The 25,076-nt window shown below is 64.0% G+C and carries 25 protein-coding genes, 1 tRNA gene and 1 riboswitch; of the genes, 10 read left to right on the top strand and 16 right to left on the bottom strand.

The window, feature by feature from the left end; genetic code table 11:
• Window positions 1-12: 12 nt before the first annotated feature.
• Window positions 13-648, bottom strand: a complete 636-nt coding sequence (locus ACR65N_RS17955; RefSeq protein WP_440458103.1) for a YitT family protein — start codon at window positions 646-648, stop codon at window positions 13-15.
• 99 nt (window positions 649-747) lie between these two features.
• Entirely contained in the window at window positions 748-1,683 is a 936-nt protein-coding gene (locus ACR65N_RS17950) for a class I SAM-dependent DNA methyltransferase (RefSeq protein ID WP_440458102.1), read from the bottom strand.
• Window positions 1,684-1,835: 152 nt separating this feature from the next.
• Here ACR65N_RS17950 and ACR65N_RS17945 point away from each other — a divergent pair, with 152 nt between their 5' ends.
• The 3 genes from ACR65N_RS17945 to ACR65N_RS17935 are packed head-to-tail and all read left to right on the top strand — an operon-like array spanning window position 1,836 to window position 3,983.
• Window positions 1,836-2,090, top strand: a complete 255-nt coding sequence (locus tag ACR65N_RS17945; protein WP_430306026.1) for a DUF6460 domain-containing protein — start codon at window positions 1,836-1,838, stop codon at window positions 2,088-2,090.
• Entirely contained in the window at window positions 2,090-2,584 is a 495-nt protein-coding gene (locus ACR65N_RS17940; protein WP_440458101.1) for a CAP domain-containing protein, read from the top strand. The genes ACR65N_RS17945 and ACR65N_RS17940 overlap by 1 nt, the downstream gene beginning before the upstream one ends.
• Before the next feature lie 49 nt (window positions 2,585-2,633).
• Window positions 2,634-3,983, top strand: a complete 1,350-nt coding sequence (locus tag ACR65N_RS17935) for an MATE family efflux transporter (protein ID WP_440458100.1) — start codon at window positions 2,634-2,636, stop codon at window positions 3,981-3,983.
• Window positions 3,984-4,222: 239 nt separating this feature from the next.
• Here the strand turns inward: ACR65N_RS17935 and ACR65N_RS17930 are convergent, their stop codons facing one another.
• On the bottom strand, window positions 4,223-5,305 hold the full coding sequence (locus tag ACR65N_RS17930; protein ID WP_440458099.1) for a quinone-dependent dihydroorotate dehydrogenase: 1,083 nt from the start codon (window positions 5,303-5,305) through the stop codon (window positions 4,223-4,225).
• Complete coding sequence (locus tag ACR65N_RS17925; protein WP_440458098.1) at window positions 5,305-5,649, bottom strand: DUF952 domain-containing protein; 345 nt, start codon at window positions 5,647-5,649, stop codon at window positions 5,305-5,307. Before ACR65N_RS17925 ends, ACR65N_RS17930 begins: the two co-directional genes overlap by 1 nt.
• 112 nt (window positions 5,650-5,761) lie before the next feature.
• Here ACR65N_RS17925 and ACR65N_RS17920 point away from each other — a divergent pair, with 112 nt between their 5' ends.
• From ACR65N_RS17920 to ACR65N_RS17910, 3 genes are all read left to right on the top strand, one after another.
• A complete protein-coding gene (locus ACR65N_RS17920) occupies window positions 5,762-6,184 on the top strand; it encodes a hypothetical protein (RefSeq protein WP_440458097.1) in 423 nt (140 codons plus the stop codon).
• 104 nt (window positions 6,185-6,288) lie between these two features.
• Entirely contained in the window at window positions 6,289-6,936 is a 648-nt protein-coding gene (locus tag ACR65N_RS17915) for a response regulator transcription factor (RefSeq protein ID WP_440458096.1), read from the top strand.
• A gap of 218 nt (window positions 6,937-7,154) precedes the next feature.
• Window positions 7,155-7,856 (top strand): S24 family peptidase, encoded by a 702-nt coding sequence (locus tag ACR65N_RS17910; RefSeq protein ID WP_430306033.1) that lies wholly within the window; start codon window positions 7,155-7,157, stop codon window positions 7,854-7,856.
• Window positions 7,857-7,874: 18 nt separating this feature from the next.
• Here ACR65N_RS17910 and ACR65N_RS17905 read toward each other — a convergent pair whose 3' ends face one another.
• Window positions 7,875-8,756, bottom strand: coding sequence for a transporter substrate-binding domain-containing protein (locus tag ACR65N_RS17905; protein WP_440458095.1), 882 nt, complete (start codon window positions 8,754-8,756; stop codon window positions 7,875-7,877).
• A 132-nt stretch (window positions 8,757-8,888) separates the two neighbouring features.
• On the opposite strand from ACR65N_RS17905, the gene ACR65N_RS17900 reads away from it, so the two are divergent.
• On the top strand, window positions 8,889-10,808 hold the full coding sequence (locus tag ACR65N_RS17900; protein ID WP_440458094.1) for a glycosyltransferase family 2 protein: 1,920 nt from the start codon (window positions 8,889-8,891) through the stop codon (window positions 10,806-10,808).
• A gap of 25 nt (window positions 10,809-10,833) precedes the next feature.
• Here the strand turns inward: ACR65N_RS17900 and ACR65N_RS17895 are convergent.
• Window positions 10,834-10,907 (bottom strand) — tRNA-Gly (locus ACR65N_RS17895).
• A 123-nt stretch (window positions 10,908-11,030) separates the two neighbouring features.
• The gene (locus ACR65N_RS17890) at window positions 11,031-12,125 is read right to left on the bottom strand and encodes a 2'-deoxycytidine 5'-triphosphate deaminase (protein ID WP_440458093.1); all 1,095 of its coding nucleotides are present in this window, start codon (window positions 12,123-12,125) and stop codon (window positions 11,031-11,033) included.
• A 69-nt stretch (window positions 12,126-12,194) separates the two neighbouring features.
• Window positions 12,195-12,273: riboswitch (SAM riboswitch) on the top strand.
• A 40-nt stretch (window positions 12,274-12,313) separates the two neighbouring features.
• Here ACR65N_RS17890 and ACR65N_RS17885 point away from each other — a divergent pair.
• Window positions 12,314-13,498, top strand: coding sequence for an O-succinylhomoserine sulfhydrylase (locus ACR65N_RS17885; protein ID WP_440458092.1), 1,185 nt, complete (start codon window positions 12,314-12,316; stop codon window positions 13,496-13,498).
• 130 nt (window positions 13,499-13,628) lie between these two features.
• Entirely contained in the window at window positions 13,629-14,021 is a 393-nt protein-coding gene (gene apaG / locus ACR65N_RS17880; protein ID WP_430306039.1) for a Co2+/Mg2+ efflux facilitator ApaG/CorD, read from the top strand.
• Between the two features lie 83 nt (window positions 14,022-14,104).
• Here the strand turns inward: apaG and ACR65N_RS17875 are convergent, their stop codons facing one another.
• The 3 genes from ACR65N_RS17875 to ACR65N_RS17865 form a co-directional block, all read right to left on the bottom strand.
• Complete coding sequence (locus tag ACR65N_RS17875) at window positions 14,105-15,094, bottom strand: Hsp33 family molecular chaperone (protein ID WP_440458091.1); 990 nt, start codon at window positions 15,092-15,094, stop codon at window positions 14,105-14,107.
• A 201-nt stretch (window positions 15,095-15,295) separates the two neighbouring features.
• The gene (gene argF / locus ACR65N_RS17870; protein WP_430306042.1) at window positions 15,296-16,213 is read right to left on the bottom strand and encodes an ornithine carbamoyltransferase; all 918 of its coding nucleotides are present in this window, start codon (window positions 16,211-16,213) and stop codon (window positions 15,296-15,298) included.
• A 54-nt stretch (window positions 16,214-16,267) separates the two neighbouring features.
• Window positions 16,268-17,464, bottom strand: coding sequence for an aspartate aminotransferase family protein (locus ACR65N_RS17865; RefSeq protein WP_440458090.1), 1,197 nt, complete (start codon window positions 17,462-17,464; stop codon window positions 16,268-16,270).
• 416 nt (window positions 17,465-17,880) lie between these two features.
• Between ACR65N_RS17865 and ACR65N_RS17860 the strand changes: the two genes are divergently transcribed.
• Entirely contained in the window at window positions 17,881-18,420 is a 540-nt protein-coding gene (locus ACR65N_RS17860; RefSeq protein WP_440458089.1) for a GcrA family cell cycle regulator, read from the top strand.
• A gap of 151 nt (window positions 18,421-18,571) precedes the next feature.
• Here ACR65N_RS17860 and phoB read toward each other — a convergent pair whose 3' ends face one another.
• The 6 genes from phoB to ACR65N_RS17830 form a co-directional block, all read right to left on the bottom strand.
• Window positions 18,572-19,255, bottom strand: coding sequence for a phosphate regulon transcriptional regulator PhoB (phoB, locus tag ACR65N_RS17855; RefSeq protein WP_430306045.1), 684 nt, complete (start codon window positions 19,253-19,255; stop codon window positions 18,572-18,574).
• Between the two features lie 28 nt (window positions 19,256-19,283).
• The gene (phoU, locus tag ACR65N_RS17850) at window positions 19,284-19,994 is read right to left on the bottom strand and encodes a phosphate signaling complex protein PhoU (RefSeq protein ID WP_430306046.1); all 711 of its coding nucleotides are present in this window, start codon (window positions 19,992-19,994) and stop codon (window positions 19,284-19,286) included.
• 48 nt (window positions 19,995-20,042) lie between these two features.
• Window positions 20,043-20,858: a phosphate ABC transporter ATP-binding protein PstB gene (pstB, locus tag ACR65N_RS17845; RefSeq protein WP_430306048.1), complete on the bottom strand. Its 816-nt coding sequence runs from the start codon at window positions 20,856-20,858 to the stop codon at window positions 20,043-20,045.
• A gap of 13 nt (window positions 20,859-20,871) precedes the next feature.
• The gene (gene pstA / locus ACR65N_RS17840) at window positions 20,872-22,188 is read right to left on the bottom strand and encodes a phosphate ABC transporter permease PstA (protein WP_430306049.1); all 1,317 of its coding nucleotides are present in this window, start codon (window positions 22,186-22,188) and stop codon (window positions 20,872-20,874) included.
• Complete coding sequence (pstC, locus tag ACR65N_RS17835) at window positions 22,185-23,669, bottom strand: phosphate ABC transporter permease subunit PstC (RefSeq protein WP_440458088.1); 1,485 nt, start codon at window positions 23,667-23,669, stop codon at window positions 22,185-22,187. The genes pstA and pstC overlap by 4 nt, the downstream gene beginning before the upstream one ends.
• 179 nt (window positions 23,670-23,848) lie before the next feature.
• Entirely contained in the window at window positions 23,849-24,883 is a 1,035-nt protein-coding gene (locus tag ACR65N_RS17830) for a substrate-binding domain-containing protein (RefSeq protein WP_440458087.1), read from the bottom strand.
• Window positions 24,884-25,076: the final 193 nt, after the last annotated feature.

Below are 25,076 nucleotides of genomic sequence, written 5' to 3'. Positions count from 1 at the left end.
TTGGCGGCGAAATCACCGCACGACGATGTAGCGATCAGAGCGGTGGTTGATGGCGAGGAACAGGTTGAGAATGACGGCGCCGACGATCGACCAGAGGACGATGACCGGATCGAGCACGAAGAAGGCGCAGGCCATGACGCAGGCGTCGAAGGCGAGCTGGATCAGCCCCGCCTGGATGCCGAAACGCTCCTGGATGTAGATGGCGAGGATGCCGACGCCGCCGAGGCTCGCCCGGTGCCGGTAGAGCGCCAGAAGCCCGTAGCCGAGCAGCAACCCTCCCATCAGCGCGCCCCAGAACGGGTGCAGGTAGTCGATGATGAGAAACCGCGATTCCATCTCGGTGATGACAGAGACAAGCCCGATGGCGATGAAGGTCTTGGCCGAGAAGGCGATGCCGAGCCGCTTGAACGACAGGTAGTAGAAGGGCAGGTTGACGAGGAAGAACAGCAGGCCGAACGAGATGTTGAAGGCGTAGTGGACGAGGAAGGCAACGCCCGCCGTGCCGCCGGTCAGGAGGCCGACGCGGTTCAGCAGGTAGAAGCCGAGAGCCGAAACCAGTGCGCCGGTGAGCAGGCCCTGGCTGTCCTCCAGCAGCGTGTGCTGGGATGGATCGGTACTGTATAGACCGAGCGTCTTCTTCTGCGGCACGGACTGTCTTCCCCTGTTTTCACGCGATTGTGCACTGCGTGAGGACCGGCTTTCAAGAGCCGGTCAGGGGTGTCGGGCAAAAGGCAAGAAAGCGTCGATTCAGCCCGTAAGGCGGGCAAGAAACAGAATGCCGAACACCGGCTTTCCGGCATCCATGCGAATGTCCGTCCGCCGCGTTTCCAGCGTCTCGAAGCCGAACGTCGCCAGACGCTCGCGCACATACCGCTCCGAATGCGCGTAACGCAGCGAACCCTGCAGGCGGAAACCGGTCTCGACCTCGCCGGCATCCTCGACGGAGAAGGCGAACAGGCCGCCCGGCGACAGCAGGTCGCGGGCGAGCGCGAAGGGCGCATCCAGGCTCCCGAGATACATCAGGACGTCAGCCGCCGAGACGAGATCCGCGCGGCCGCGCGGCAGATCCTCGCCGAACAGGCCTGATGCGTCTGCCGGCTCCGACAGGTCGGCCTGCGCCAGGTGATGGTAGATCCGCTTCTCTTCGGCCTTGGCAAGCATGTTCGTGGAAAGGTCGAATCCTTCCAGGCGCGCGGTGGCGGACGCCACCTCGGCACCGAAAAGACCGGTGCCGCAGCCGAGATCGACCGTCACGCGGAAAGGCGCCAGCGGCTGCACCAGCGCAAACAGCTTCTGCGGCACGGTGTAGTTGAGCTTTTCAACGAGGGCAGTCTCGAAGCGATCGGCATAGTCGTCGAACAGACCTTCGACATAGGCCGACGGCGGATGCGCCGGGGTCGGCGCGGCACCAAGCAATGCAAGCTTCAACGGCGCACCGAACAGGCCGGTCGTATCCAGCCGCGCCACCGTCTCGAAGGCTTCGATGGCGCCCTCCGCCTGCCCGGCCTTGTTACGCGCCTCGCCGAGCATGACCCAGCCGGCCGTCCATCCGGGCACCAGCTCCAGCGCCTGCTCGAAGAGTTCTACGGCAGCCGCATAATCGCCGGCCTCAGACAGCATGCGCGCATAATCGGCGCGGCGGTCGGCGATGGCGTCCCCGGAGGAGAACTGGGTGGTGATCATTGAAGTCTGGTTCCAGCGATGCGCGCTTCTGGCCGAAGCCACAAAAAAACTCAAGTTCTATCGGAGCAAGCGGCACGTTTGCTTGCGGGACTGTCGCCCAGGACCTATCTCAGGCGCGCAAGGCAAACGAACAAGGGGCACGCATGGCCGACATGAGCAGATTCCTGGGCGACAGCCCGGCACGCACGATCGTCAAGCTGATCGTCGTGTCGCTGATCGTCGGCTTCGTGATGGCGATGTTCGACGTGCGCCCCTTCGACATCTTCTACGGCATCCGCGATTTTGCCCAGGATCTCTGGCACCGGGGCTTCAACGCTCTGGGTGCCGTCGGAGATTACCTGTTGCTCGGCGCGACGATCGTCATCCCCGCCTTCATCCTCCTGCGCATTGTGAACTATCGACGCTGATGACACCAAGCTCCCGTATCGAAGCCCGGCGCGGCTTCCTCCTCCTGTCCGGTGGCGCCCTGCTGGCGCTTGCCGGATGTTCGACGATGCGTGCACCCGTCTCGCTTGCCGGGGCGACCGACGAGACCCGTGGCGCCCTGCCGCTGGTCAACGCGCTGCGCGCAAGACAAGGCCTTTCGGCGCTGTCTTCGAGCGGACCGACCGGACGCGCGGCTGCCGAACAGGCGGTCCGGATGGCCAAGGCCGGCGAGATGAAGCACCTGATCGGCCTCGGCGACAGTTTTGGCGATCGCATGAAGCGCAGCAGCGTGCCGCTGCCGGCGGCGGAAAACATCGCCAGCGGCCAGGCGGGTGTCGGCGCCGCCGTTCAGGCCTGGATCGATTCCCGCAAGCACCTGGAAAACATGCTTGGTGACTACCGGTCGGTTGGCGTCGCGGTGGCGCGCTCGCCCTCGACAGGCCGCTCCTATTGGGCAATGGTCCTGTCGGCCTGAGCCGGTTCGACATGACGACACCCCTCGGGCGAGTTCCGGGGAGACGTGCATGCAAGAGGCCAAGGGCGACAATCCGTACGCGTTCGAGGTAACGCATCGGCTGGTGCTGTCGATCGCCGTGCCGATGACGCTCGGCTATCTGACGACGCCGTTGCTGGGGCTCACCGACACCGCGGTCGTCGGACAGCTCGGCGATCCGGCGGCGCTGGCGGGGCTGGCGATCGGCGCCATCCTTTTCGACCTTCTCTATGGCAGCCTCAGTTTTCTGAGGACGTCGACCACCGGCCTCGTGGCGCAGGCGTTCGGCCGTCGGGATCGCTTCGAACAGCAGGCGGTGCTGCTCAGGGCGCTGCTGGGTGCGGTTGGACTCGGGGCGCTGATGCTGCTTCTGGCACCGGTGATCTGGCGCTACGCGCCGGGCCTGATGAGCGAGGACCCCGCTGTGATCGCGGCAACCCGCAGCTATTTTGCCATCCGCGTCCTCACCAGTCCGGCGACCTTCGCCAACTTCGTCATCCTCGGCTTCGTGCTTGGGCGGGGCGAAGGCATGCTCGGGCTGAAGCTGCAGATCCTGCTGAACGGCACCAACATCCTGTGCACCCTCCTCTTCGGCCTCTGGCTGGGCTGGGGCATCCCCGGCGTCGCCATCGGCACCGCGATCGCCGAGGTGGTGGCGATGCTCGCCGGACTGACGATCATCTTCCGCCGGCTGCGCGGCGTCACGCGACCGGGCCGCGCGGCGCTCTTCGACCGGCAGCAACTCTCACGACTGTTCCGGCTGAACGGCGACATCCTCATCCGCTCGCTGGTGCTCAACACCGCCTTTGCCCTGATGACGCGGCTTGGATCCAGTGCCGGCGCGGTGACGCTTGCCGCCAATGCCGTGCTGATGAACATCTTCCTGCTAGTGTCGTTCTTTCTCGATGGGCTTGCCGGCGCCGCGGAGCAACTGTCCGGCCGCGCCGTCGGCGCATCGCACCTGCCGAGCTTTCGGCGGGCACTGTGGCTGACCGGCGGCTGGTCGATCGCGCTCGGCCTCGTGCTCGCCGGCCTGTTCCTCGCCATCGGCACGCCGCTGATTGCGCTCCTGAGCACGTCCGAAGACGTCCGACGGATGGCTGGGATCTATCTGTCCTGGGCGGCTGCGACCGGGGTCACCGGCGCGCTCGCCTTCCATATGGACGGGATCTTCATCGGCGCGACCTGGTCGCGCGAGATGCGCAACATGATGCTGGCATCGCTTGCCTGCTACTGCGTCGCGCTCGCTCTCCTGGTGCCATCTTTCGGCAATCACGGTCTATGGGCCAGCCTCAACCTGTTTCTGCTGATGCGGGGCTTGTTTCTGGTGTGCAACCTGCCGCGCAAGAGACGCGACAGCTTTGCCAGCGCTGCCGACTAGATCCCCGGCGCGACTGCCCAGATCGCCAGACGCAGCGCCAGGGCGCCGGCCAGAAGGCCACCGATCGTCAGACCGGGCAGGCTCAGATGTTCTTTCAGCATGAGAGCAACCTCATCGAATGTTACCTGATGTAACATATGGTGAGGACTATGGCAAAATGAGATAAGAGCGACGCAACTTCTCGTGATCCGGGATGGCGATCCGCACCTCGTTTCCGCTAGACGCCCAGCAGCCGGAGTTCAAAGCGCTTCGGCGGCCCAACGCTCGGTCTCGATGCCGCGCAAGTCGCTGATCGACGCGACGCCCAGCCGATCGAGGCTGCGCGCCAGGCCTTTGACGATCTCGCCCGGCAGGCCCGGCCCGCCATAGACCATCGAGGAATACAGCTGCACCAGATCGGCGCCGGCTCGGATTTTTTCCAGTGCCGTTTCCGCCGATGAGATGCCGCCGACACCGATGATCGGCAGGGCGGTGCCGATGCGCTTGCGCATGCGTGCGAGAACGGCCGTCGAGCGGCGGAAGAGCGGCTTGCCGGAGAGGCCGCCCGCTTCGTTTGCCTGCTGCCGGTCGGTGAGCCCGTCGCGCGCCAGCGTGGTGTTGGAGACGATCAGTCCGTCCAGGCGATGCGAGAGGATCTCGGCGGCGATGTCGTCCATGCCTTCCTCAGTCAGGTCCGGAGCGATCTTCAGGAAGACCGGCACGCCGCGGCCGTGACGCAGAGCTTCTTCGTCGCGCGCGCCAAGCGTGGCAGACAGCAGTGCGGCCAGGCTGTCGCGGGCCTGCAGGTCGCGCAGGCCCGGCGTGTTGGGCGAGGAGATGTTGACGGTGAAGTAGCTCGCGAGCCCGGCAAAACGGCGGATTCCGGCGACATAGTCGCCGATGCGGTCGACAGTGTCCTTGTTGGCGCCGATGTTGACGCCGACGATACCCTCGCCCCGCGGCGCGCTCAGACGCCGTAGCGCCGCCTCATGCCCCTCATTGTTGAAGCCGAGCCGGTTGATGACGGCCTCATCCTCGACAAGCCGGAAGATGCGCGGGCGCGGATTGCCGGCCTGCGGCTTCGGCGTCAGGGTGCCGACTTCGGTAAAACCGAAGCCCAGCCTCAGGATCGCCTGGGGCACCTCGGCATTCTTGTCGTAACCGGCGGCCAGCCCCAGCGGATTGGGAAAGCGCAGACCGGCAACCGTGACAGCCAACCGCGGGTCATTATCCATCCGACAGGCAGGTACCAGACCCGATTTCAAGGCGGCAATCGAGGCCCCATGCGCAGTTTCCGGCTCAAGCATGAACAGCGCGCGGCGGGCGATATCGAACACGGGCATCAGAGTGTCTCCGGAAATTGGTGGACGCCTCCGGCGCCGAGCGGCAGGGGATTTTCCCAGATCACTGCATCAAGGTTCAGCGGTCCATAAAGATGCGGGAAGAGATCGCCGCCCCGCGACGGTTCGAAAACCAGGGCCTCGCCAAGCCGGTCGGCATCGATCGCGACCAGCAGCAGGTCGGCCTGGCCGCCAAAATGACGGGCGGCAGTCTCGCGCAGCTGGGATGCCGTGGAGAAATGCAGGAAGCCATCGGCGAGATCCACCGCTGCGCCGAGAAAAACACCGGCGTTTCGGGCCTGTTGCCACAGTTCTTCCGGCACGATCTTGTATATAGTTCCGCTCATCCTCAGGTTCCGGTCTCGTGGAGATGAGGAGGCTTTGCCGCAAAGTGGTCCGGTTGTCCATGCCGGAGCCGGCGGACGAGCGCAGTTCGCCGGTCGAACAGGAGGTATGGTCATGACGCATGCAGGCTTGGCAATGATTGCCGCTCTGATCCTTTCAGCGATCCCCGCAATGGCGCAGACGCCACCCGCGCCAACGGCCGACAACCGCTATCGTCTGGAGAAGACGGAGACGGGCTTCGTACGGCTGGACCAGCAGACGGGCGCGGTGAGCTTCTGCCGCGAGGAAGCCGGCGGCCTGACCTGCCGGATGGCAGCCGACGAGCGGATGGCCTTCGAGCAGGAGCTCGACATGCTCGCCAGGCGGGTCGAGGCGCTGGAGAAGAAGGCGGATGCTTCCGTAGGCCGGCCTGCCGGTCCGCCAAGCGAAGCCGAGATCGAACAGTCGCTTTCGATCATGGAGCGTTTCATGCGTCGCTTCATGGGCCTCATTGAAGAATTTCGAGAAGAAGGCCGCCCGTTACCCGACCGTACGTGACGCGCGGTTGCAGCCGCTAAACTTACGCTTGTCTCGAACAGTCGCGAGGATTAAGACTAACGGCGGGTAAGACGCGGACTATGCTCTTGGGAGGGGGTGTGGACATGCAAGCGATCACGATCATCATTGCCGACGATCATCCGCTGTTCCGCGGCGCATTGCGCCAGGCGGTCAACGACATCTCGACGCGGACGGAGATCATCGAGGCAGGCACATTCGAGGATGCCCGCCGGGCAGCCGGCGCCTGCTCGGAGGCCGATCTGATCCTGCTCGATCTGGCGATGCCCGGCGTCAGCGGCTTTTCCGGCCTGATGTCGCTGCGCGCCGAATTCGCAAACCTGCCGATCGTCATCGTCTCGGCGAGCGACGATACGTCCACCGTGCGCCGGGCGCTCGATCTTGGTGCGTCCGGCTTCATCTCCAAGTCCTCCGGCCTCAACGAGATCCGCAGCGCCATCGAGACGGTGCTGGAGGGTGGCCTCTGGGTGCCCGCGTGTGTCGAACGGGAAGGCCAGGAGGATCCGGTGGTTCTGGAGCTGATGGGACGGCTGAGAACGCTGACGCCGCAGCAGAGTCGCGTCCTGTCGATGCTGGCGGAAGGCCTGCTGAACAAGCAGATCGCCTATGAGCTCGGCGTTTCGGAGGCGACCATCAAGGCGCATGTTTCGGCCATCCTGCTGAAGCTGGACGTCGACAGCCGCACGCAGGCGGTCATCAAATTGGGCAAGGTCAATATGGCCATGGTCGCCTGATCACGGCCAAGAGGATTTTATTCCTTTTTTTCTTTACTCCAGCTGTGTGTTTCAGTACAGCTACACCACAATCCGCTACAATCGGATGCCACTTCTGAAGCCTTTGAAGGCCTTCCGCCTGCCTGCTTTCGAGGGGGCGCACGACGTTGGAAAGAGGATCGCCCCGACAAGCGTTGCCCTTCGATGGGCGGCGGCGGGACGCCGGAGCAAGTATCCTGATGTTGTCGCACGAGACGATCTGGAAGGCGATCGATACGCTGGCGGAACGCCACCAGCTGACCGCGTCCGGTCTCGCCCGCCGCGCCGGTCTCGATCCCACGTCGTTCAACAAATCCAAACGCCTCGGCCCCGACGGGCGGCTGCGCTGGCCATCGACGGAATCGATCGCCAAGGTGCTGGAGGCGACGGGCGCGACGATGGACCAGTTCGTCGGCTACTTGCCGCAGGCGGTTCGCGCCAATGGCGATGCCCGCACTAAGCGGGACGATACGACGACCGGCCTGCCCGACGGCATCTTCCCGCCACAGTCGAGCGCCATCCCGCTGCTCGGCTTTGCCCAGGCCGGCGCCGGCGGCTTTTTCGACGATGGCGGCTTTCCGGCCGGCCAGGGCTGGGACGTGGTGGATTTTCCGATTGCGGCATCCCGCAAGGCCGGTGTCTACGCGCTGGAAGTCCAGGGTGAATCGATGCTGCCGCTCTACCGCGACGGCGACCGGCTGATCGTCGAACCGGGGGCGCAGATCCGCCGCGGCGACAGGGTGGTGGTGAAGACCCGCGATGGCGAGGTGATGGCCAAGGTCCTGCTGCGCCAGAGTGCCCGCAGCATTGAGCTGACCTCGCTCAATCCCGACCACCCGAACCGTGTCTTTGACCGGACCGAGGTAGAGTGGATGGCGCGGATCATCTGGGCGAGCCAGTAGGCCGCACCTGCCGGGGTCTCAGTAGAAGCCGTTGGGGAAATAGCGCAGGTAGATCTCCTGCAGGCGGCCCTTCTGCGCCAGCTGCGCCAGTGCGTGATCGACTGCCGCGACCAGTTGCGGCGCATTCGGGCGCAGCATGATCGTCAGCCCCTCGCCGAGAAAGCGCTCCGACAGGTAAGGCCCGTCGAACAGCGCGCAACAGGCTTCCGACGCAGCGCTCGCCGTCCAGAAGGGCAGCCTCAGGCCGTCGGAAAAGACGGCATCCACCTCGTTCGCCTTCAACGCCTGCAGCAGGGCGTCCTGATTGTCGAAGCCGACCCGACGGAGGCTGGGGAAGAACGCCTGCAGCATGGCATCATGTGCCGTTCCGGCCACCACGCCAACCGGCCGGCCGGCGAGCGCTGTCGCCGCATTTCCCTTGGCATCCACCTTCAGGTTGCGGGCAAAGCGGCCAGGAATGGTGATGTATGGCCTCGAAAAGGCGAACCTTTCGCGCAGCGCCGGCGTCACCGCGATACCGGCTGCGACCGCCTCGCCATCGCCATCGGCCAGCGCCGACTGCAGCGTATCGAAGGGCATGGCCTGGATCTGGCACTTGGGGCCGATCGCCAGCTCGTCGCAGATTTCCCGCATCAGGTCGACATGGAAGCCGGACAGCCGACCGCTTTGATCGACAAAGCTAAATGGCGGAAAATCGACCGTCGTCAGCACACGGAAACGCACGAGCGTCGAAAGATCCGGCTTTGCCAGGCGCTCGTTCGGATCCGCCAGGATCGGCATCTCGGCGCCACCCTGAGCGCCACTGCTCGCCTCGGTAATCTCGGCTGCGGAAGCGCCGGCGACGCTGATCGGCAGCAGAACCGCCACAACTGCAAGGAAGTGTCGACAAGACCCGTACATTTTGAGGGATGAAACCATTGCGTGTATGTATATGATCCGGTGTGGAGCAGGCCGTGGGGCGCCAGCTCGACATGGTGTACCAGTTTGACGGATGTAGGGGAATATCCGCCGACAGCTGCCGTACGGGGTGGGATGGCGGCCGACGTCGGACCGGAGCAATCCGGCGACGGTACCGTGCAGCCTTCAGGTGCCGAGCCGGGTAGCGCACATGCCGAGGAAGCCGCCGTTCTGGCGGCGCTCGGTTTCTCCAAGCCGCTGGTGGCGCGCCTGACGAGGCTTGCCAGCCTCAACGGCACGACGCTGGAAGCCGAGCTCCTGCACTGCGGCGAAGTGGAGGAGGCAGCCTATTACGGCGCCGTCGCTCGCGCCTTCCGGCTGCCGCTGATCGAGGTGATCGATCCGGCGACGGTGCAGGACCTGGAAGGAATCGACGCGCAGCTGCTGCAGCCCAAGCAGATCCGCATCAACCACCGGCACAAGCCGCCGCAGGTGGCCATCGTTCCCGAAGCCGGCCGGCTTGCGGAATTCTCGGCGCTGCTGATCCGCCTGCCGGAGCTCGGCCGCGGGCTCGCCATCACCACGCCATCGGCGATGCGGCGGGCCGTCTGGGCAGCGGGCGCGGCGCGGCGCGTGCGACATGCAGTGACCGACCTGTTCGACCGCGAGCCGCATTATTCGGCACGGGTCGTCGCCACCGGTCGGCAGGGGCTGGCGGCCGGCTGTCTCGTCACCGCTATTGTCGGCCTCTGCCTGTCATCGCCCGGCCTGCTGCTGCCGCTGGCGCATGCCACGCTGTCGTTCCTCTATCTCGCCGGCCTGATGCTGAGAATCGCGGCCGTCCTCCAGCAGCGGCAGAGGCGCAACCTGCCGCTGCTGATGCCGGAAGGTCCCTTGCCCTGCTACACCGTCATGGTGGCGCTCTACCGGGAAGCGGGCATGGCCCAGCAGCTGGTAACAAGTCTGCGGCGGCTCGACTGGCCATCGTCGCTGCTCGACGTCAAGCTCGTCTGCGAGGCCGACGACCGGGAGACCATAGAGGCGCTCAAAGGGCTCGGCCTGCCGGCACATTTCGAGATCGTCGAGGTGCCGCCGTGTCATCCGCGGACCAAGCCCAAGGCGCTGACCTATGCGCTGGCGGGTGCCCGCGGCAGTTATCTCGCCGTCTACGACGCGGAAGACCGTCCGCATCCACAGCAGTTGCTCGAGGCCTGCAGCCGTTTCCGCTCGCGTCCGCCCGAAGTTGCTTGCCTGCAGGCGCCGCTGATCATCGCCAACCTCGCGGAAAACGGCGTCAGCACGATGTTCGCGGTCGAGTATGCGGCGCTGTTTCGCGGCCTGCTGCCGATGCTGTCGCGATACCGCATGCCGATGCCGCTCGGTGGAACCTCCAACCATTTCAGGACCGACGTGCTGCGCAAGGTCGGCGGCTGGGATCCGTTCAACGTCACGGAGGATGCCGATCTCGGTCTCCGGCTCTACCGCATGGGCTACCGCTCGGAGACGCTGCGCTGCCAGACGCTGGAGGATGCGCCAACCTCACTGCCGGTATGGACCGGCCAGCGGACGCGCTGGTTCAAGGGCTGGCTGCAGACGTGGCTGGTGATGACTCGAGATCCGCTCGGTACCACCCGCCAGATGGGGCTTGCGGCAACGCTCGTCTTCCACCTGCTGATCGGCGGCATGCTGATCTCGGCACTGCTGCACCCGCTGATCCTCGCCTTCCTCGGCTATGGCATCTTCGTCCTGATCTCCAACACGGTGGTGGAAATCCCGGCAGCGACGCTCTTCCTGATGCTGGTCGACACCGCCAACGTCTTCGGCAGCTATGCGACGTTCCTGGCGCTCGGCGTTGGATCGATGATCGAGACGGAGCGGCGCAAGGTCGGCTGGCGGTGGGTGGCCGTTCCGCTCCACTGGCTGATGAATTCCTATGCCGCCTGGCGCGCCGTCAACGAGCTGCGCACCAACCCGTTCTTCTGGAAGAAGACGCCGCACCGGCCGATCCGCCAAGCGGATAAGACCGGAAGCCGGCCGCTTGGACCGGATCGTTGATCGCAGAAGAAGACACTGGGGAGAATGGAGCGGGTGAAGGGAATCGAACCCTCGTATTCAGCTTGGGAAGCTGCTGCTCTACCATTGAGCTACACCCGCCTGCGGTGCGCAGGATTAGCATCAACAGCGCAGCGGCTTCAAGCAAAAAGGCGGCAGCCAGGGGAACCGGTGCGTTGCTTGCAAACCGTCTTCAGTACACGGCAAGGGCCGCCTGGCGCTGCCTCAGCCGCGAAAATGCTTGGAGAGTTTCAGCCCTTGCGCCTGGTAGTTTGAGCCGAGGCCGGAGCCGTAGAGGGCCTGCGGGCGCTCCTGCATATGCTCGAAGACAAGCCGGCCGACGATCTGGCCGTGTTCGAGAATGAACGGCACCTCGTGGCTGCGCACCTCGAGAACCGCACGGCTGCCCGACCCGCCGGACGGCGCGTGGCCGAAGCCCGGATCGAAGAAGCCGGCATAGTGGACGCGGAACTCGCCGACCAGCGGATCGTAGGGCGTCATTTCCGCGGCATAGAGCGGCGGCACATGCACAGCTTCTCGCGACACCAGGATGTAGAATTCGTCGGGATCGAGGATGAGGTCGTCGCGGCCGCGGCTGTAGAGCGGCTCCCAGAAATCCAGGACATCGAGCACTGCCTTGCGATCGACATCGACCACCGAGGTATGATGCTTGCCGCGGTAGCCGATCAGCCCGTCGGGGCCGGTGCCCTTCAGATCGATCGACAGTGCGATGCCGCCGCCCGAAACGTTGGGGTTTTCGCTCGCCACCAGGGTTTCAGCCTCGTGCAGTGCAACGACATCCGCCTCGCTCAGCAGCGCCTGGCCGGTGCGGAAGCGGATCTGCGACAGGCGCGAGCCGCGCCGGACGATGACCGGAAAGGTGCGCGGCGAGATCTCGAGGTATAGCTGCCCCTTGTAGCCGGCGGGGATCTTGTCGAATTCCTGCGCGTGGTCGACCATCACCCGGGTGAAGATATCGAGGCGACCGGTCGAACTTTTCGGGTTGCAGGAGGCCGACAGGTCGTCGGGCAGATCGAGACTTTCCATCAGCGGCACGATGTAGACGCAGCCGGTTTCGAGAACCGCGCCCGGCTCCAGGTCGATCTCGTGCAGCGTCAGCCGCGCCAGCTTGTCGGCCACCGTATGCTCGCGGCCGGGCATGAAGCTGGCGCGCACGCGCAGCGCCTTGGAGCCCAGCCGCAGGTCGAGGCTGGCCGGCTGGATCTGGTCGTGATCGAGCGGCGCCTCGCTTTTCAGCCTGCCGCCGTCGAAGAGTGCGCCTATGGCGCGGTCTGCCAGAATGCCCGCTGTGCGTATCATTGCCCTTATCCTTCCGGGGGACAAAAGCAAAAGCGGGGAATTGACGCAAGGATTGCTTGGGGCTATCCAAGCTTATCCCGTGGTGATTTGGCCGGTCGGCTTGCAGCCACGTTAAACAAGTGGCTAAAAAGACCGGGTGCGAAACCGGTCTGCTATGCGACCGGTTTTTTTGTTTGAAGTGGTGACACATGAGCAAGACTTGGCGCCCCGCAACCCAACTCGTCCACGAAGGCACGCTGCGCTCGCAATACGGCGAAACGTCTGAAGCGATCTACCTGACGCAAGGGTTCGTCTACGAAAACTCAGCCGCTGCCGAAGCCCGTTTCAAGGGCGAGACCGACGGCTTCATCTACGCCCGTTACGGCAGCCCCACCAACGACATGTTCGAAAAGCGAATGATCGCACTCGAAGGTGCCGAGGATGCGCGCGCCACGGCATCGGGCATGGCCGCCGTTTCCGCCGCCATCCTCTGCCAGGTGAAGGCCGGCGACCACATCGTCGCCGCACGCGCGCTGTTCGGCTCCTGCCGCTACGTGGTGGAAACGCTGGCACCGAAATACGGCGTCGAGTGCACGCTGGTCGACGGCCGGGATCTCGCCAACTGGGAAGCGGCGATCCGCCCCAACACCAAGGTGCTCTTCCTCGAAAGCCCGACCAACCCGACGCTTGAAGTGGTCGACATCGCCGGCGTCGCGAAGCTCGCCGACCAGGTCGGGGCAAAGCTGGTGGTGGACAACGTGTTCGCCACGCCACTCTTCCAGAAGCCGCTGGAGCTCGGCGCGCACGTCGTCGTTTATTCCGCCACCAAGCATATCGACGGCCAGGGCCGCTGCCTCGGCGGCGTGATCCTGTCGGACAAGGAATGGATCAACGAGAACCTGCACGACTATTTCCGCCACACGGGACCGGCCATGTCGCCGTTCAACGCCTGGACGCTTCTGAAGGGTCTGGAGACGCTGCCGCTGCGCGTCAGGCAGCAGACGGAGAGCGCTGCGAAGATCGCCGACTTCCTCGCCGATCAAAGCAAAGTGGGCAAGGTCATTTATCCGGGTCGCAAGGATCATCCGCAGGCCGATATCATCGCTCGGCAGATGTCAGGCGGCTCGACGCTCGTCTGCTTCGAGCTGAAGGGTGGCAAGGACGCAGCCTTTGCGCTCCAGGATGCGCTGGAAGTCATCAAGATCTCCAACAATCTCGGCGATGCCAAGAGCCTGATCACCCATCCGGCAACCACGACGCACAAGAACCTCACCGACGAGGCACGCGCCGAGCTGGGCATTTCGCCCGGCACGCTGAGGCTTTCCTGCGGCATCGAGGACGGCGACGACCTGGTCGAGGATTTGGCCCAGGCGATCGCCAAGGTCGCCGGCTGACGGACGCCGGCCGCTCGTCGCGAGCGGCATCAACTAGGCAAATACATGCGGCTCGCGCTCCGGCGCGGGCACGTTTCTTGACCTCAGCCACTTCCTGTACAATATCCCTAGCCACAGGATTGAGGTCTGCATGTATCGCGCACGGACGAGGGACATAGAGGTCGCCGTTGAACCCTATTATCTGGAGGAGCAATCCGACCCGGATGAGAGCCGCTATGTCTGGGCCTATCGCATCGTCATCGCCAACCATTCGGAGCTGACCGTCCGGCTCGTCCATCGCTACTGGAACATCACCGATCAGAACGGTCTGGTGGACGAAGTGGAGGGACCAGGGGTCGTCGGCGAACAGCCGCGGCTGAAACCCGGCGATACATACGAGTATTCGTCCGGCTGCCCGCTCGACACGCCGTCGGGTCTGATGTTCGGCCATTACCAGATGGAAACCGACGAAGGGGAAACCCTGATCGTCGCCATCCCCGCCTTCTCCCTCGACAGCCCCGGCCTGATGCGCGTCCTCAACTGAGCGTCAGTCGACGCCCCGCGCTGCCACAGCCGCCAAGATGCTGGCAGACACCCGGCATATCTGCCGGCTGCCTGCGTAGATGATCAGGCGGCGGTAAATTCCGACGGATCGTAGCGGTAGGTGGTCGAGCAGAATTCGCAGGTGACGGCGATCTGGCCGTCTTCCTGGCTCGCTTCGATCTCCTCCGCAGTAAAGCCGTCGAGCACGCCCTTGATCTTGTCGCGCGAGCAGCTGCAGCGGTCGAGGACCCCCTGCGGCTCGTAGATGCGCACGCCGCGCTCGTGGAAGAGCCGGAACAGCAGCCGCTCGATGGCGACCTGCGGATCCGTCAGCTCGTCGGTGTCGACCGTCTCCACCATCATCCGGGCCTCCGCCCAGCTGTCGTCATTGACATGCTCCTCGTCGCGCTCGTCGCCGTCGCCGCCATGCAGGTCCGGCTGGCGCATGCGCTCCGGCGCCGGCGGCAGGAACTGCGCGAGAACGCCGCCTGCCCGCCAGTTGTGACGCGGCTTGCCGTCCTCGTCTCGATCAAGCAGTTCTGCGACACCGAGGCGAACCTTGGTCGGGATCTGCTCGGACTGACGGAAGTAGACTCCGGCGATTTCCTCGAGCGACGAGCCGTCCAGCGGCACGATGCCCTGATAGGGCTGCATGCCCTGACCCTGGTCGATGGTGAAGGCGAGGTAACCGTCTCCGAGCAGCTCCGGCGGCGATGTCCGGCCTTCCGAAATGGCCACGTCCAGCGCCTCCTGATCGAAGCGCGCATAGGCGCGCATGCTTTCCGGGCTCGAAAAGTCGGCGACCAGCAGATCGACCGGACCATCGCCTTTGGTCTGCACGGTAAAGCGGCCGTCGAACTTGAGCGAGGTGCCGATCAGCGCCGTCAGCACGATCGCCTCGGCAAGCAGGCGGGCAACCGGGGCCGGATAGTCATGCCGACCGAGGATGGTGTTGAGCAGCGGACCGAGCTGCACGGCGCGGCCGCGGACGTCCATGCCCTCCACCTGGAAGGGCACCACATGGTCGTCGCCGGCCAGATTGATATCGGTCAGTTCAACTGTGGCTTCTGCCATGATCTGCTCCTTCACGCCGAAGCCATCCGTTTCGCACAAAAGACAGCCGAGCGGAACCGCTTGGCCGGGCGAGATGGGCCGACGATGTCATTGAAGCGCCGCCGCGACACTGATCGCCGGCGCGGGTTGGAAAACCGCCAGATGGGGGCGCGCCACCGGCAAATCAAGGCTTTCGGTCAGAGCCTGCGCGGACGCAGTCGTTCAGACCGCGCCGAAGCACCAGGCGAGAATGGACTTCTGCGCGTGCATGCGGTTTTCCGCCTCGTCGAAGACCACCGACTGCGGACCGTCAATGACGCCGTCGGTGACTTCCTCGCCGCGGTGGGCCGGCAGGCAGTGCATGAACAGCGCCTCCGGCCGGGCGCGCCGCATCAGCTGCTCGTTGACCTGGAAGGGCTGGAATATGTTGTGGCCGCGCGCCTTGTGCTCCTGGTTCATCGACACCCAAGTGTCGGTGACCACCATGTCGACACCCTCGACGGCACGTTCGGCATCATGGCACAGCATGACCTCGCCGCCATTGTTGCGGGCCCAGTTGAGGTACTTGTCGAGCGGCTCGGAGCCCATCGGCACGGCCATGTTCATCTGGTAGCCGAAGCGGGCGGCACCTTCGACGAAGGAATGCAGGACATTGTTCCCGTCGCCGGTCCAGGCGAAGGTCTTGCCGGAGACCGGACCGCGATGTTCCTCGAAGGTCAAGAGATCCGCCATGATCTGGCAAGGATGCGTCTCGTCGGTCAGGCCGTTGATCACCGGCACGGTCGCGTGCTCGGCCATTTCCATCAGCCGGCGATGATCGGTGGTGCGGATCATGATCGCATCGACGTAGCGCGACAGAACCTTGGCGGTATCGCCGATCGTCTCGGCACGACCGAGCTGCATCTCGGTACCGGACAGGAACAGCGTCTCGCCGCCCAGCTGGCGCATGCCGACATCGAAGGAAACACGGGTACGGGTGGACGGCTTCTCGAAGATCATCGCCAGCATCTTGCCGGCAAGCGGCTTGTCGGCTGTACCGGCCTTGGTTGCCTTCTTGCGGGTCAGCGCGTCATCCAGAATGGTGCGCAGTTCGCCCGAGGAAACGGCCGAGAGATCGAGAAAATGCTTGGGTGATGCCATGGTCCATTCCATCCGGGGCGCCATCCGGCGGCCCGCTCGCTACGACCGGCCGGGTCAGGCCGACTTCTTCAACTTTTCGCTCTGCAGCTTTTCGGCGGCGCGTTCGATACGAGCCAAGCCCTCGCGGGCCTCTTCGGCGGTCACCACCAGCGGCGGCAGGATGCGGATGACGTTGTCGCCAGCCGGCACGCCCAGCAGATGCTCCTCGCGCATGGCAACCGTCAGTTCGGCGGCCGGCACGCGCGCCTTGATGCCGAGCATCAGGCCTTCGCCGCGGATTTCCTCGATAACCTCGGGGAAGCGGTCCTGAATGCCCGCGAGCCCCTGGCGGAACACCAGCGCCACGTCGCGGACATTCTGCAGGAAGGAGTCTTCCAGCACGATGTCGAGCACGGCATTGCCGACAGCCATCGCCAGCGGATTTCCGCCATAGGTGGTTCCGTGCACGCCGGGCTTCATGCCGGAGGCAGCTTCGGCGGTCGCGAGGCACGCGCCGAAGGGAAAACCGCCGCCGATGCCCTTGGCCACAGCCATGATGTCAGGCGTAACGCCGGACCATTCATGGGCGAAGAACTTGCCGGTCCGGCCGACGCCCGTCTGAACCTCGTCGAAGATCAGCAGCATGCCGTGCTCGTCGCAGAGATTGCGCAGCTGCTGCAGGAATTCCTTGGATGCCGTGCGGATACCGCCCTCGCCCTGGATCGGCTCGATCAGCAGAGCGCCGGTGTTCTCGGTGATTGCCGCCTTGAGGGCCTCGATATCGGCGAACGGCACCTGATCGAAACCGGGCGCCTTCGGGCCAAAGCCTTCGAGATACTTTTCCTGGCCGCCGGCAGCGATCGTCGCAATGGTCCGACCGTGGAAGGCGCCCTCGAAGGTGATGATGTGGAACTTGTCGGGATGACCCTTGGAGTAATGGTAGCGGCGGGCGGTCTTGATGGCGCATTCCAGGGCTTCCGCGCCGGAATTGGTGAAGAACACCTTGTCGGCGAAGGTCGCCTCGACCAGCCGCTGTGCCAGCCGCTCCTGCTCGGGGATCTCGTAGAGATTGGAAAGGTGCCAGACCTTGTCGGCCTGCGCCTTCAGCGCCTCGACAAGATGCGGATTGGCGTGGCCGCAGGAGGTGACCGCGACGCCTGCGCCGAAATCGAGATAGCGCTCGCCCGTCTCCGTCACCAGCCAAACCCCTTCACCACGCTCGAAGCGCAGAGGGGCCCGTGCAAACGTGTCGAAAAGCGCGGCTTCAGCCATGGCGACAGCACTCCTTGGGCATCATCATCTGTGCGGCGGCAACGTCCGCCGAAATCAAAAATGCCGCCCCAGCGGGCGGCGGCTGCACTATCCGCATTCCGCCGACGGCTGTCAACAAATCGCTCCAATTCCGGCGCATTGCCGGGCCATGGCGGTTACGGCGCAGGTTTCGGCCGCTGTGGCAAAAAAGACTCTGTCTGGCAGCAAGTTGGGGAAAACCCGGAAATCGATTCGCAGCGATTCGTACGACTCTTGTCAGCGAGTCCACCGCCCTCTAGGTTAAAGATCAATTACTAGACTGCATGCGGCGGAACTAGTCACCAAAAGTATAGATGTAGTATGCGCGACGAAATTGGTTTCGTCGTAACGGTGAGAGATTCTGTCTTGCTGATGTGTGCTCAAGGCGGAGAGACAGCATGAATTGGACAGACGAACGCGTCGAGAGATTGAAGCGGTTATGGGCCGAAGGGCTCAGCGCCAGCCAGATCGCTGCCCAGCTTGGCGGCGTCAGCCGCAACGCGGTGATCGGCAAGGTGCATCGCCTCAACCTGCCGGGCCGCATCAAGGCCGGCGGGACTTCGGCTGCCGCCCGCACGCCCAAGCGCACTGCGCCGGTGCCACGCGCTCCGGCCTACACCGCTCGCCCGAACGTTGTACCGGCACGCACCATCGGCCGTCCGATGGGTGCAACCGCGGTCAAGGAAGACTTCCAGATCGAGGCGATCAACGCCACCCAGCTGGTGACGACCAATGTCGTGGTCCCGATGGCGCGCCGCCTCGTCCTCACCGAGCTGACCGAACGCACCTGCAAGTGGCCGGTCGGCGATCCGCTGAAGGACGACTTCCACTTCTGCGGCGCTGAATCCTGCGACAACTCGCCTTACTGCAAGTACCACGCACGGCTTGCCTACCAGCCGGTCACCGAGCGCCGCAAGTCCGCGGCCGCACGTGCCTGATACGAGCACAGTCGATGCACTGGTGAAAACGGGCCTTGTGCCCGTTTTTTTGTGGCCTGCGTCCGGCCGGACCGGACGTTCGCCCGCGGCCCACGAAAAAGCCCGACCTGTCGGCCGGGCTTCGTCAGGACAGGCGGATCGCCTCTAAGCGTCAGGCTTCCATGGAATAGCCGGCGCCGCGCACGGTGCGGATCACGTCCTGCATGTTGGAAAAGTTCAGGGCCTTGCGAAGACGACCGACATGCACGTCGACAGTGCGCTCATCGACATAGATGTCGTGCCCCCAGACGCCGTCGAGAAGCTGAGAGCGCGAGAAAACGCGGCCGGGCGACGCCATCAGGAATTCCAGCAGCCTGAACTCCGTCGGCCCCAGACGCACTTCGCGGGCCTTGCGGTGCACGCGGTGCGTATCGCGGTCGAGCTCGATATCGCCGCAGCGAAGCACGCTGGACAGGACTTCAGGACGCGCGCGGCGCAGCATCGCCTTGACGCGCGCCATCAGTTCCGGCGTCGAGAACGGCTTGACGACGTAATCGTCGGCACCGGTCGCCAGACCGCGGACACGTTCGCTTTCCTCGCCGCGGGCGGTGAGCATGAGGATCGGCAGACGCTCGGTCTCCGGACGCATGCGCAGCCGTCGGCAGAGCTCGATGCCGGACACCCCCGGCAGCATCCAGTCGAGGATAAGCAGATCCGGCACGCGCTCCTGAAGACGGATCTCCGCCTCGTCGCCGCGCAGGATCGTCTCCACCTCGTAACCTTCAGCTTCCAGGTTGTAGCGAAGGAGAACGCTGAGCGCCTCCTCGTCCTCGACGACAGAAATCTTCGGCAGCATAATCAGGAACTCCTACAGGTCCGCGCAGCTATTCGGCCACAGCGCCGAGCATGTTGGAGCTGTCGTCCTTGGCCCGCTCGCCGACAGGCTGGGCGCCGGTCGCCATGTAGTAGATGGTCTCGGCAATGTTTGTCGCGTGGTCACCGATGCGCTCGATGTTCTTGGCGCAGAACAACAAATGCGTGCAGGTGGTGATGTTGCGCGGATCCTCCATCATGTAGGTGAGGAGCTCGCGGAACAGCGAGGTGTACATCGCGTCGATCTCTTCATCGCGCTGGCGTATCGCCTCGGCCTTCTGGGCAGACCGGTGCGAATAGACGTCCAGCACTTCCTTCAGCTGCACCAGCGCCAGGTCGGACAGATGCTCCAGGCCGCGGGCCAGCTTGCGCGGTACGCCGGTGCCCTGCACTGCGATCACCCGCTTGGCGGTGTTCTTGCCGAGATCGCCGACCCGTTCGAGATCGGCGGCGATGCGCAGCGTGCCGATGATCTCGCGCAGGTCCGCCGCCATCGGCTGGCGCTTGGCGATGGTGACGATCACCTTCTCCTGGATCTCGCGCTCGGCATGATCGAGAATAACGTCGTCGGAGATGACCTTCTGCGCGAGAGCACTGTCGGAATTGACGAGCGCCCGCACGGCGTCCGAGCACATCTGCTCGGCCAGGCCGCCCATCTCGGAGATGCGGCGATTGAGGTACTTCAGCTCTTCATCATAAGCCGACATGATATGGGATGGCATGTGTCTCTCCTCGGACGAATGGAACCAGTGGCAGGCGGCGCTGTCTGATCAGCCGAAACGGCCCATGATGTAGTCCTGCGTGCGCTGGTCATCCGGATTGGTGAACATCTTGTCGGTATCGTCTTCCTCGACGAGCTGGCCGAGGTGGAACATGGCGGTGCGCTGTGAAACGCGGGCAGCCTGCTGCATTGAGTGGGTAACGATGACGATCGTGTAGTTGGCGCGCAGCTCGTGAATGAGCTCCTCGACCTTGGCCGTCGCGATCGGATCAAGCGCCGAGCACGGCTCATCCATCAGGATGACTTCCGGCGACACGGCGATGGCGCGGGCGATGCACAGACGCTGCTGCTGGCCGCCGGACAGGCCGGTGCCGGATTCCAGCAGGCGATCTTTTACCTCGTTCCAAAGGCCGGCGCGCTGCAGGCTTGCCTCAACGATCTGGTCCATGTCGGCGCGGTTCCTGGCGAGGCCATGAATGCGCGGACCGTAGGAGACGTTCTCGTAGATCGACTTGGGGAACGGGTTCGGCTTCTGGAACACCATGCCGACGCGGGCGCGCAGTTCAACGACGTCGATCGAAGGGTCGTAGACGTCCTCGCCATCGAGCACGATGCGGCCGGTGACGCGGCACTGCTCAATGGTGTCGTTCATGCGGTTGAGGCATCGCAGGAAGGTCGACTTTCCGCAACCCGACGGTCCGATCAGCGCGGTCACGGTGTTTTCGCGGACGTTCAGGTTCACATCGAACAGCGCGCGCTTCTCGCCGTAGTAAACCGATACGTCCTTGCCCACCATCTTGTAGGAAACGTCATTCATTTTCTGATCCAGCGCCTTCTCAACTGCAGCTTCAGACATCATGTTCATTGTCCGTCTCCTTCTACCAACGCCGTTCGAAGCGACGACGCAACAGGATTGCGCCGACATTCATTACGATCAGGAACAGGAGCAGGATGATGATTGCTCCGGACGTGCGTTCCACGAAAGCGCGTTCCGCCTCGTTGGCCCACATGTAGATCTGCACCGGCAGCGCCGTCGACGGATCCATCGGCGTGGTCGGATAGTTGGCAACGAAGGCCACCATGCCGATGAGCAGCAGCGGCGCGGTTTCACCGAGCGCGTGTGCCAGGCCAATGATCGTGCCGGTGAGGATGCCCGGCATGGCGAGCGGCAGCACGTGGTGGAAGATCGTCTGCATCTTCGACGCGCCGAGGCCGAGGGCCGCCGCACGGATCGAAGGCGGGACGGCCTTCAATGCGGCGCGGGTGGCGATGATGATCGTCGGCAGCGTCATCAGCGTCAGCACCAGGCCGCCGACCAGCGAGGCCGAGCGCGGCAGGCCCATGAAATTGATGAAGACGGCAAGACCGAGCAGGCCGTAGACGATCGACGGCACGGCCGCCAGATTGTTGATGTTGACTTCGATCAGGTCCGTCAGACGGTTCTTCGGCGCGAACTCCTCCAGGTAGATGGAGGCCGCAACACCGATCGGCAGCGCCAGCACCAGGACGATCAGCATCATGTAGAACGAGCCGATCAGCGCAACGCCAACGCCGGCCGCCTCCGGGCGGCTCGACGCGCCGTTGAAGAAGATGCCGGAGTTGAAGTGCTTTGCCAGTGCACCCGCTTCGGCGAGCTTGTTCATCCAGCCGACCTGCTGGTCGGAGATCTTGCGGTTCTGCTCGGTCACTTCCAGGTTGATCTGGCCCTTGAAGGCCGAGTCGATGTCACCGGCGGCGAGCAGCGAGACGGTCTGGGTCGTGCCGATGATCTGCGGATTGGCGACGACCATGTCGCGCAGCTGGTTACGCACGCTGTTCGAGATCATCTGGTTGACGGCGCGAAGCTGGGCGGTGTCGCCCTCGCTGACGCCAAGCGCCTTGGCCACGGCGTTGCGCGCGACGATCGGATAGTTCGCCGTCATCAGCTTCTGCGGATCGGTGGCGCGCTGGTTGTCCTTATCGATGATCTGCTCGGAGAACTCGACCGGCACAGTGATCATCGTCTGCTGGAAGGCGGTGTAGCCCTTGGAGACGACCGACCACAGAAGCAGCATCAGGAACAGGATACCGAAAGACAGTGCGGCGATTCCATAGGCGCGGAAGCGGCGTTCGGCGGCGTAGCGGCGCTTGATGCCGATATCCCGGCGAGCAGGCTTGGCTAAGACGCCGGCGGGGGTGGAAACCACGTCGGTCATTCGTACTGCTCCCGGTATTTGCGCACGATGAAGAGCGCGTAGATGTTGAGGCAAAGCGTGATGGCAAACAGCGTGATGCCAAGCGCGAAGGCGACCAGCGTCTGCGGCGAGGTGAATTCAAGGTCGCCCGTCAACTGGCTGACGATCTTGACCGTCACCGTTGTCATCGGCTCGAACGGGTTGAGCTGCATGCGGGCGGCAACGCCGGCTGCCAGCACGACGATCATGGTTTCACCGATGGCGCGCGAGGCGGTCATCAGGAGCGCGCCGACGACGCCCGGCAGTGCTGCTGGCATGACGACCTTCTTGATCGTCTCCGACTTGGTGGCGCCGAGCCCGAGCGAACCGTCGCGAAGGGCGCGTGGCACGGCGGTGATGATGTCGTCCGACAGCGACGAGACGTAGGGGATCAGCATGATGCCCATGACGAAGCCGGCGGTGAGAACGCTTTGTGCCTGAATGAAGTTTGTATAATCGCCGGTCGCCAGACCGTTCAGCTGCGAGGAGAGGTCGCGCAGGAACGGGCCGACCGAGGTCAGGGCGAAGAAGCCGTAGACGATGGTCGGGATGCCGGCCAGGACTTCGAGCAGCGGCTTGGCGACAGCGCGAACCTTCGGCGACGCATATTCCGACATGTAGATCGCCGAGAACAGGCCGACAGGCACGGCGACGAGCATCGCCACAAGGCCGATGTAGAGCGTGCCGGCAAGCAGCGGGATCAGGCCGAACTGACCTTCCGAGGCAGTGGCGCCGGCGGCTGCGAAGCGCGGATCCCAGACGGTGCCGAAGAAGAATTCCCACGCAGGGATGCGGCCGAAGAAGTGGCCGGCTTCCGTCAACATCGACATGACGATACCGATCGTCGTGACGATGGCGATCGACGAGGCGAAGATGAGCGCGGACAGAATGACGTTTTCGACGCGGTTGCGGGCCCGGAAGCGGGGCGCAATGCGGGTGTAGGAGAACGCCGCACCACCCAGCGCCACGAGCAGCACCACCGCTGTCATGACGCGACTGCTGATCTTGCTCATGGCGTTGAGGTCGCCGGCGGACGCGACCATGTAGGGCTCGGGATCGCCGGCGAGTGCGACACCCTTCGTGCCGAGCATCGCCCGCAATTCGACCGGATTGGCGCCGACGCGATCGATTTCCTCGAACGTCAGTACATCCATGCCGCGGGCGAGCGAACTGACCATGCCGAAGCTCAGGCCCTGCTGCGCCTCGGACTGCGCCTTCACCTCTTCGGGAAAGCCTTCACGGACAGTCGAGTTGATGTAGATGGGGCTGACGATCAGCCAGACGGCCAGGACGACCAGCGCCGGCAGTGCGGCACAGACGGCGACGAAGCTGCCGTAATAGCCGGGGCGTGAGTGGAGCCTTGAGGATACGCCATCGGCAATCGACAGGGCGCGCCGTGTGCCGGCGACATAACAGACGACCGCAATGATCGCCAAGACCAATAAAATCAACGATGTGTTCATTACAATCCCCCGGCCTACCGCTCTGGCGGCACGCGTTACCGCACAATTGCCTTCACCGGAACCGAATTATTCGCACGTACGAACCGCGATTTTCGATCCGCTGAGGCCGGTCCCTGTCGGGTCCCCTCAAAGGCCAAAGAAGACGGTCGGCGCCGCACGAGGCGGCGCCGGGTCGTTCGTTACATGGTCTTGCCGGAAGCGAAGTCCTTGCGGACCTGTTCGCGCTGGTCGTCCGGAGCAGCAACCAGGCCGTATTCGGCAAGCGGCGAGTCCGGGCCGACCATGTCGTCGGAGATGAAGAACTCGACGTATTCCTTGAGGCCCGGGATGACGCCCAGGTGTGCCTTCTTGACGTAGAAGAACAGCGGACGGGAAACCGGGTACTTGCCGCTGGCAATGGTTTCGGTCGACGGAACGACTTCCGCGACGGTCGCAACCTTCAGCTTGTCCTTGTTGTTTTCATAGAAGGCCAGGCCGAAAACGCCGAGGCCGGTCTTGTTGGCGGCGATGCGCGCCAGCGTTTCGGTGTAGTCGCCATCGATGTCGACAGCCACGCCGTCCTTGCGGACTGCAACGCACTTGGCGGCAGCCTGCTTGGCATCGGTGATGGCGGCCTTGATCACGTCCGTGGCGCCGGCTTCCTTGCAGCCTTCAGCCATGATCTTCTCTTCGAAGACTTCGCGGGTGCCGTGCTTGGAACCCGGGATGTAGGCGGCGATCGGGCCCTTCGGCAGGGTTGCGTTGACTTCCGACCAGTTCTTGTACGGGTTGGCGACGAGCTTGCCGTCGACGACAACTTCAGCGGCCAGAGCCTTGTAGAGATCCTTCGGCTCGATCTTCATCTCGCCGTTCGACGAGTCCGAGGCAAAGACGATGCCGTCGTAACCGATGCGAACTTCCTGCACGTCGTTGACGCCGGCAGCCTTGCAGGCTTCAGTTTCGCTCTTGTTGATCTTGCGCGAGGCATTGGCAACGTCGATCGTGCCTTCGCCGACGCCCGAGCAGAATGCCTTCAGACCGCCGCCGGTGCCGCCGGATTCTACAACCGGAGCCTTGAAGTTCGGGAAGGTCTCGGCGAAGGTTTCGGCAACGATCTTTGCGTAGGGCAGAACCGTGGACGAGCCGGCAACCTGGATCTGGTCGCGCGCAGCGGCAGCGCCGGCGAATGCGACAGATGCCACCAGGGCAGCTGCGGAAAGTTTCAGGATGTTCATAGTGATCTCCCGTCAGGGCTTGTGTGAATTCGGCCGTCCAGCCAGCTCTCGCTCTCGCCGGCGCTCGGCCTGCTTGTCATAGCGGCCGGAGCCCCACCCTTTTATGTCAGATCCACGAAACATTTGTGACAGTTCAAGACACTGAAATCATGGCGGAAAACGGCATTCATACATAGAACGCTGTTTCTGCATG

It is taken from the genome of Rhizobium sp. SAFR-030 (assembly GCF_059415005.1).
The sequence above is the reverse complement of the archived record's forward strand: the minus strand, read 5'-3'. Positions and strand labels throughout refer to the sequence as shown.

What these genes read in the sequence shown, in the direction of transcription:
- ACR65N_RS17890 (WP_440458093.1), bottom strand. Translation starts at nt 12,125, where the DNA reads ATGATACGCACAGCGGGCATTCTGGCAGACCGCGCCATAGGCGCACTC.
- ACR65N_RS17875 (WP_440458091.1), bottom strand. Translation starts at nt 15,094, where the DNA reads ATGGCAGAAGCCACAGTTGAACTGACCGATATCAATCTGGCCGGCGAC.
- ACR65N_RS17915 (WP_440458096.1), top strand. Translation starts at nt 6,289, where the DNA reads ATGCAAGCGATCACGATCATCATTGCCGACGATCATCCGCTGTTCCGC.
- ACR65N_RS17830 (WP_440458087.1), bottom strand. Translation starts at nt 24,883, where the DNA reads ATGAACATCCTGAAACTTTCCGCAGCTGCCCTGGTGGCATCTGTCGCA.
- ACR65N_RS17900 (WP_440458094.1), top strand. Translation starts at nt 8,889, where the DNA reads ATGGCGGCCGACGTCGGACCGGAGCAATCCGGCGACGGTACCGTGCAG.
- argF (WP_430306042.1), bottom strand. Translation starts at nt 16,213, where the DNA reads ATGGCATCACCCAAGCATTTTCTCGATCTCTCGGCCGTTTCCTCGGGC.
- ACR65N_RS17935 (WP_440458100.1), top strand. Translation starts at nt 2,634, where the DNA reads ATGCAAGAGGCCAAGGGCGACAATCCGTACGCGTTCGAGGTAACGCAT.
- pstB (WP_430306048.1), bottom strand. Translation starts at nt 20,858, where the DNA reads ATGAACATGATGTCTGAAGCTGCAGTTGAGAAGGCGCTGGATCAGAAA.
- phoU (WP_430306046.1), bottom strand. Translation starts at nt 19,994, where the DNA reads ATGCCATCCCATATCATGTCGGCTTATGATGAAGAGCTGAAGTACCTC.
- ACR65N_RS17885 (WP_440458092.1), top strand. Translation starts at nt 12,314, where the DNA reads ATGAGCAAGACTTGGCGCCCCGCAACCCAACTCGTCCACGAAGGCACG.
- pstC (WP_440458088.1), bottom strand. Translation starts at nt 23,669, where the DNA reads ATGAACACATCGTTGATTTTATTGGTCTTGGCGATCATTGCGGTCGTC.
- ACR65N_RS17860 (WP_440458089.1), top strand. Translation starts at nt 17,881, where the DNA reads ATGAATTGGACAGACGAACGCGTCGAGAGATTGAAGCGGTTATGGGCC.
- ACR65N_RS17920 (WP_440458097.1), top strand. Translation starts at nt 5,762, where the DNA reads ATGACGCATGCAGGCTTGGCAATGATTGCCGCTCTGATCCTTTCAGCG.
- ACR65N_RS17925 (WP_440458098.1), bottom strand. Translation starts at nt 5,649, where the DNA reads ATGAGCGGAACTATATACAAGATCGTGCCGGAAGAACTGTGGCAACAG.
- ACR65N_RS17945 (WP_430306026.1), top strand. Translation starts at nt 1,836, where the DNA reads ATGAGCAGATTCCTGGGCGACAGCCCGGCACGCACGATCGTCAAGCTG.
- ACR65N_RS17930 (WP_440458099.1), bottom strand. Translation starts at nt 5,305, where the DNA reads ATGCCCGTGTTCGATATCGCCCGCCGCGCGCTGTTCATGCTTGAGCCG.
- pstA (WP_430306049.1), bottom strand. Translation starts at nt 22,188, where the DNA reads ATGACCGACGTGGTTTCCACCCCCGCCGGCGTCTTAGCCAAGCCTGCT.
- ACR65N_RS17865 (WP_440458090.1), bottom strand. Translation starts at nt 17,464, where the DNA reads ATGGCTGAAGCCGCGCTTTTCGACACGTTTGCACGGGCCCCTCTGCGC.
- ACR65N_RS17905 (WP_440458095.1), bottom strand. Translation starts at nt 8,756, where the DNA reads ATGTACGGGTCTTGTCGACACTTCCTTGCAGTTGTGGCGGTTCTGCTG.
- ACR65N_RS17910 (WP_430306033.1), top strand. Translation starts at nt 7,155, where the DNA reads ATGTTGTCGCACGAGACGATCTGGAAGGCGATCGATACGCTGGCGGAA.
- ACR65N_RS17950 (WP_440458102.1), bottom strand. Translation starts at nt 1,683, where the DNA reads ATGATCACCACCCAGTTCTCCTCCGGGGACGCCATCGCCGACCGCCGC.
- ACR65N_RS17940 (WP_440458101.1), top strand. Translation starts at nt 2,090, where the DNA reads ATGACACCAAGCTCCCGTATCGAAGCCCGGCGCGGCTTCCTCCTCCTG.
- phoB (WP_430306045.1), bottom strand. Translation starts at nt 19,255, where the DNA reads ATGCTGCCGAAGATTTCTGTCGTCGAGGACGAGGAGGCGCTCAGCGTT.
- apaG (WP_430306039.1), top strand. Translation starts at nt 13,629, where the DNA reads ATGTATCGCGCACGGACGAGGGACATAGAGGTCGCCGTTGAACCCTAT.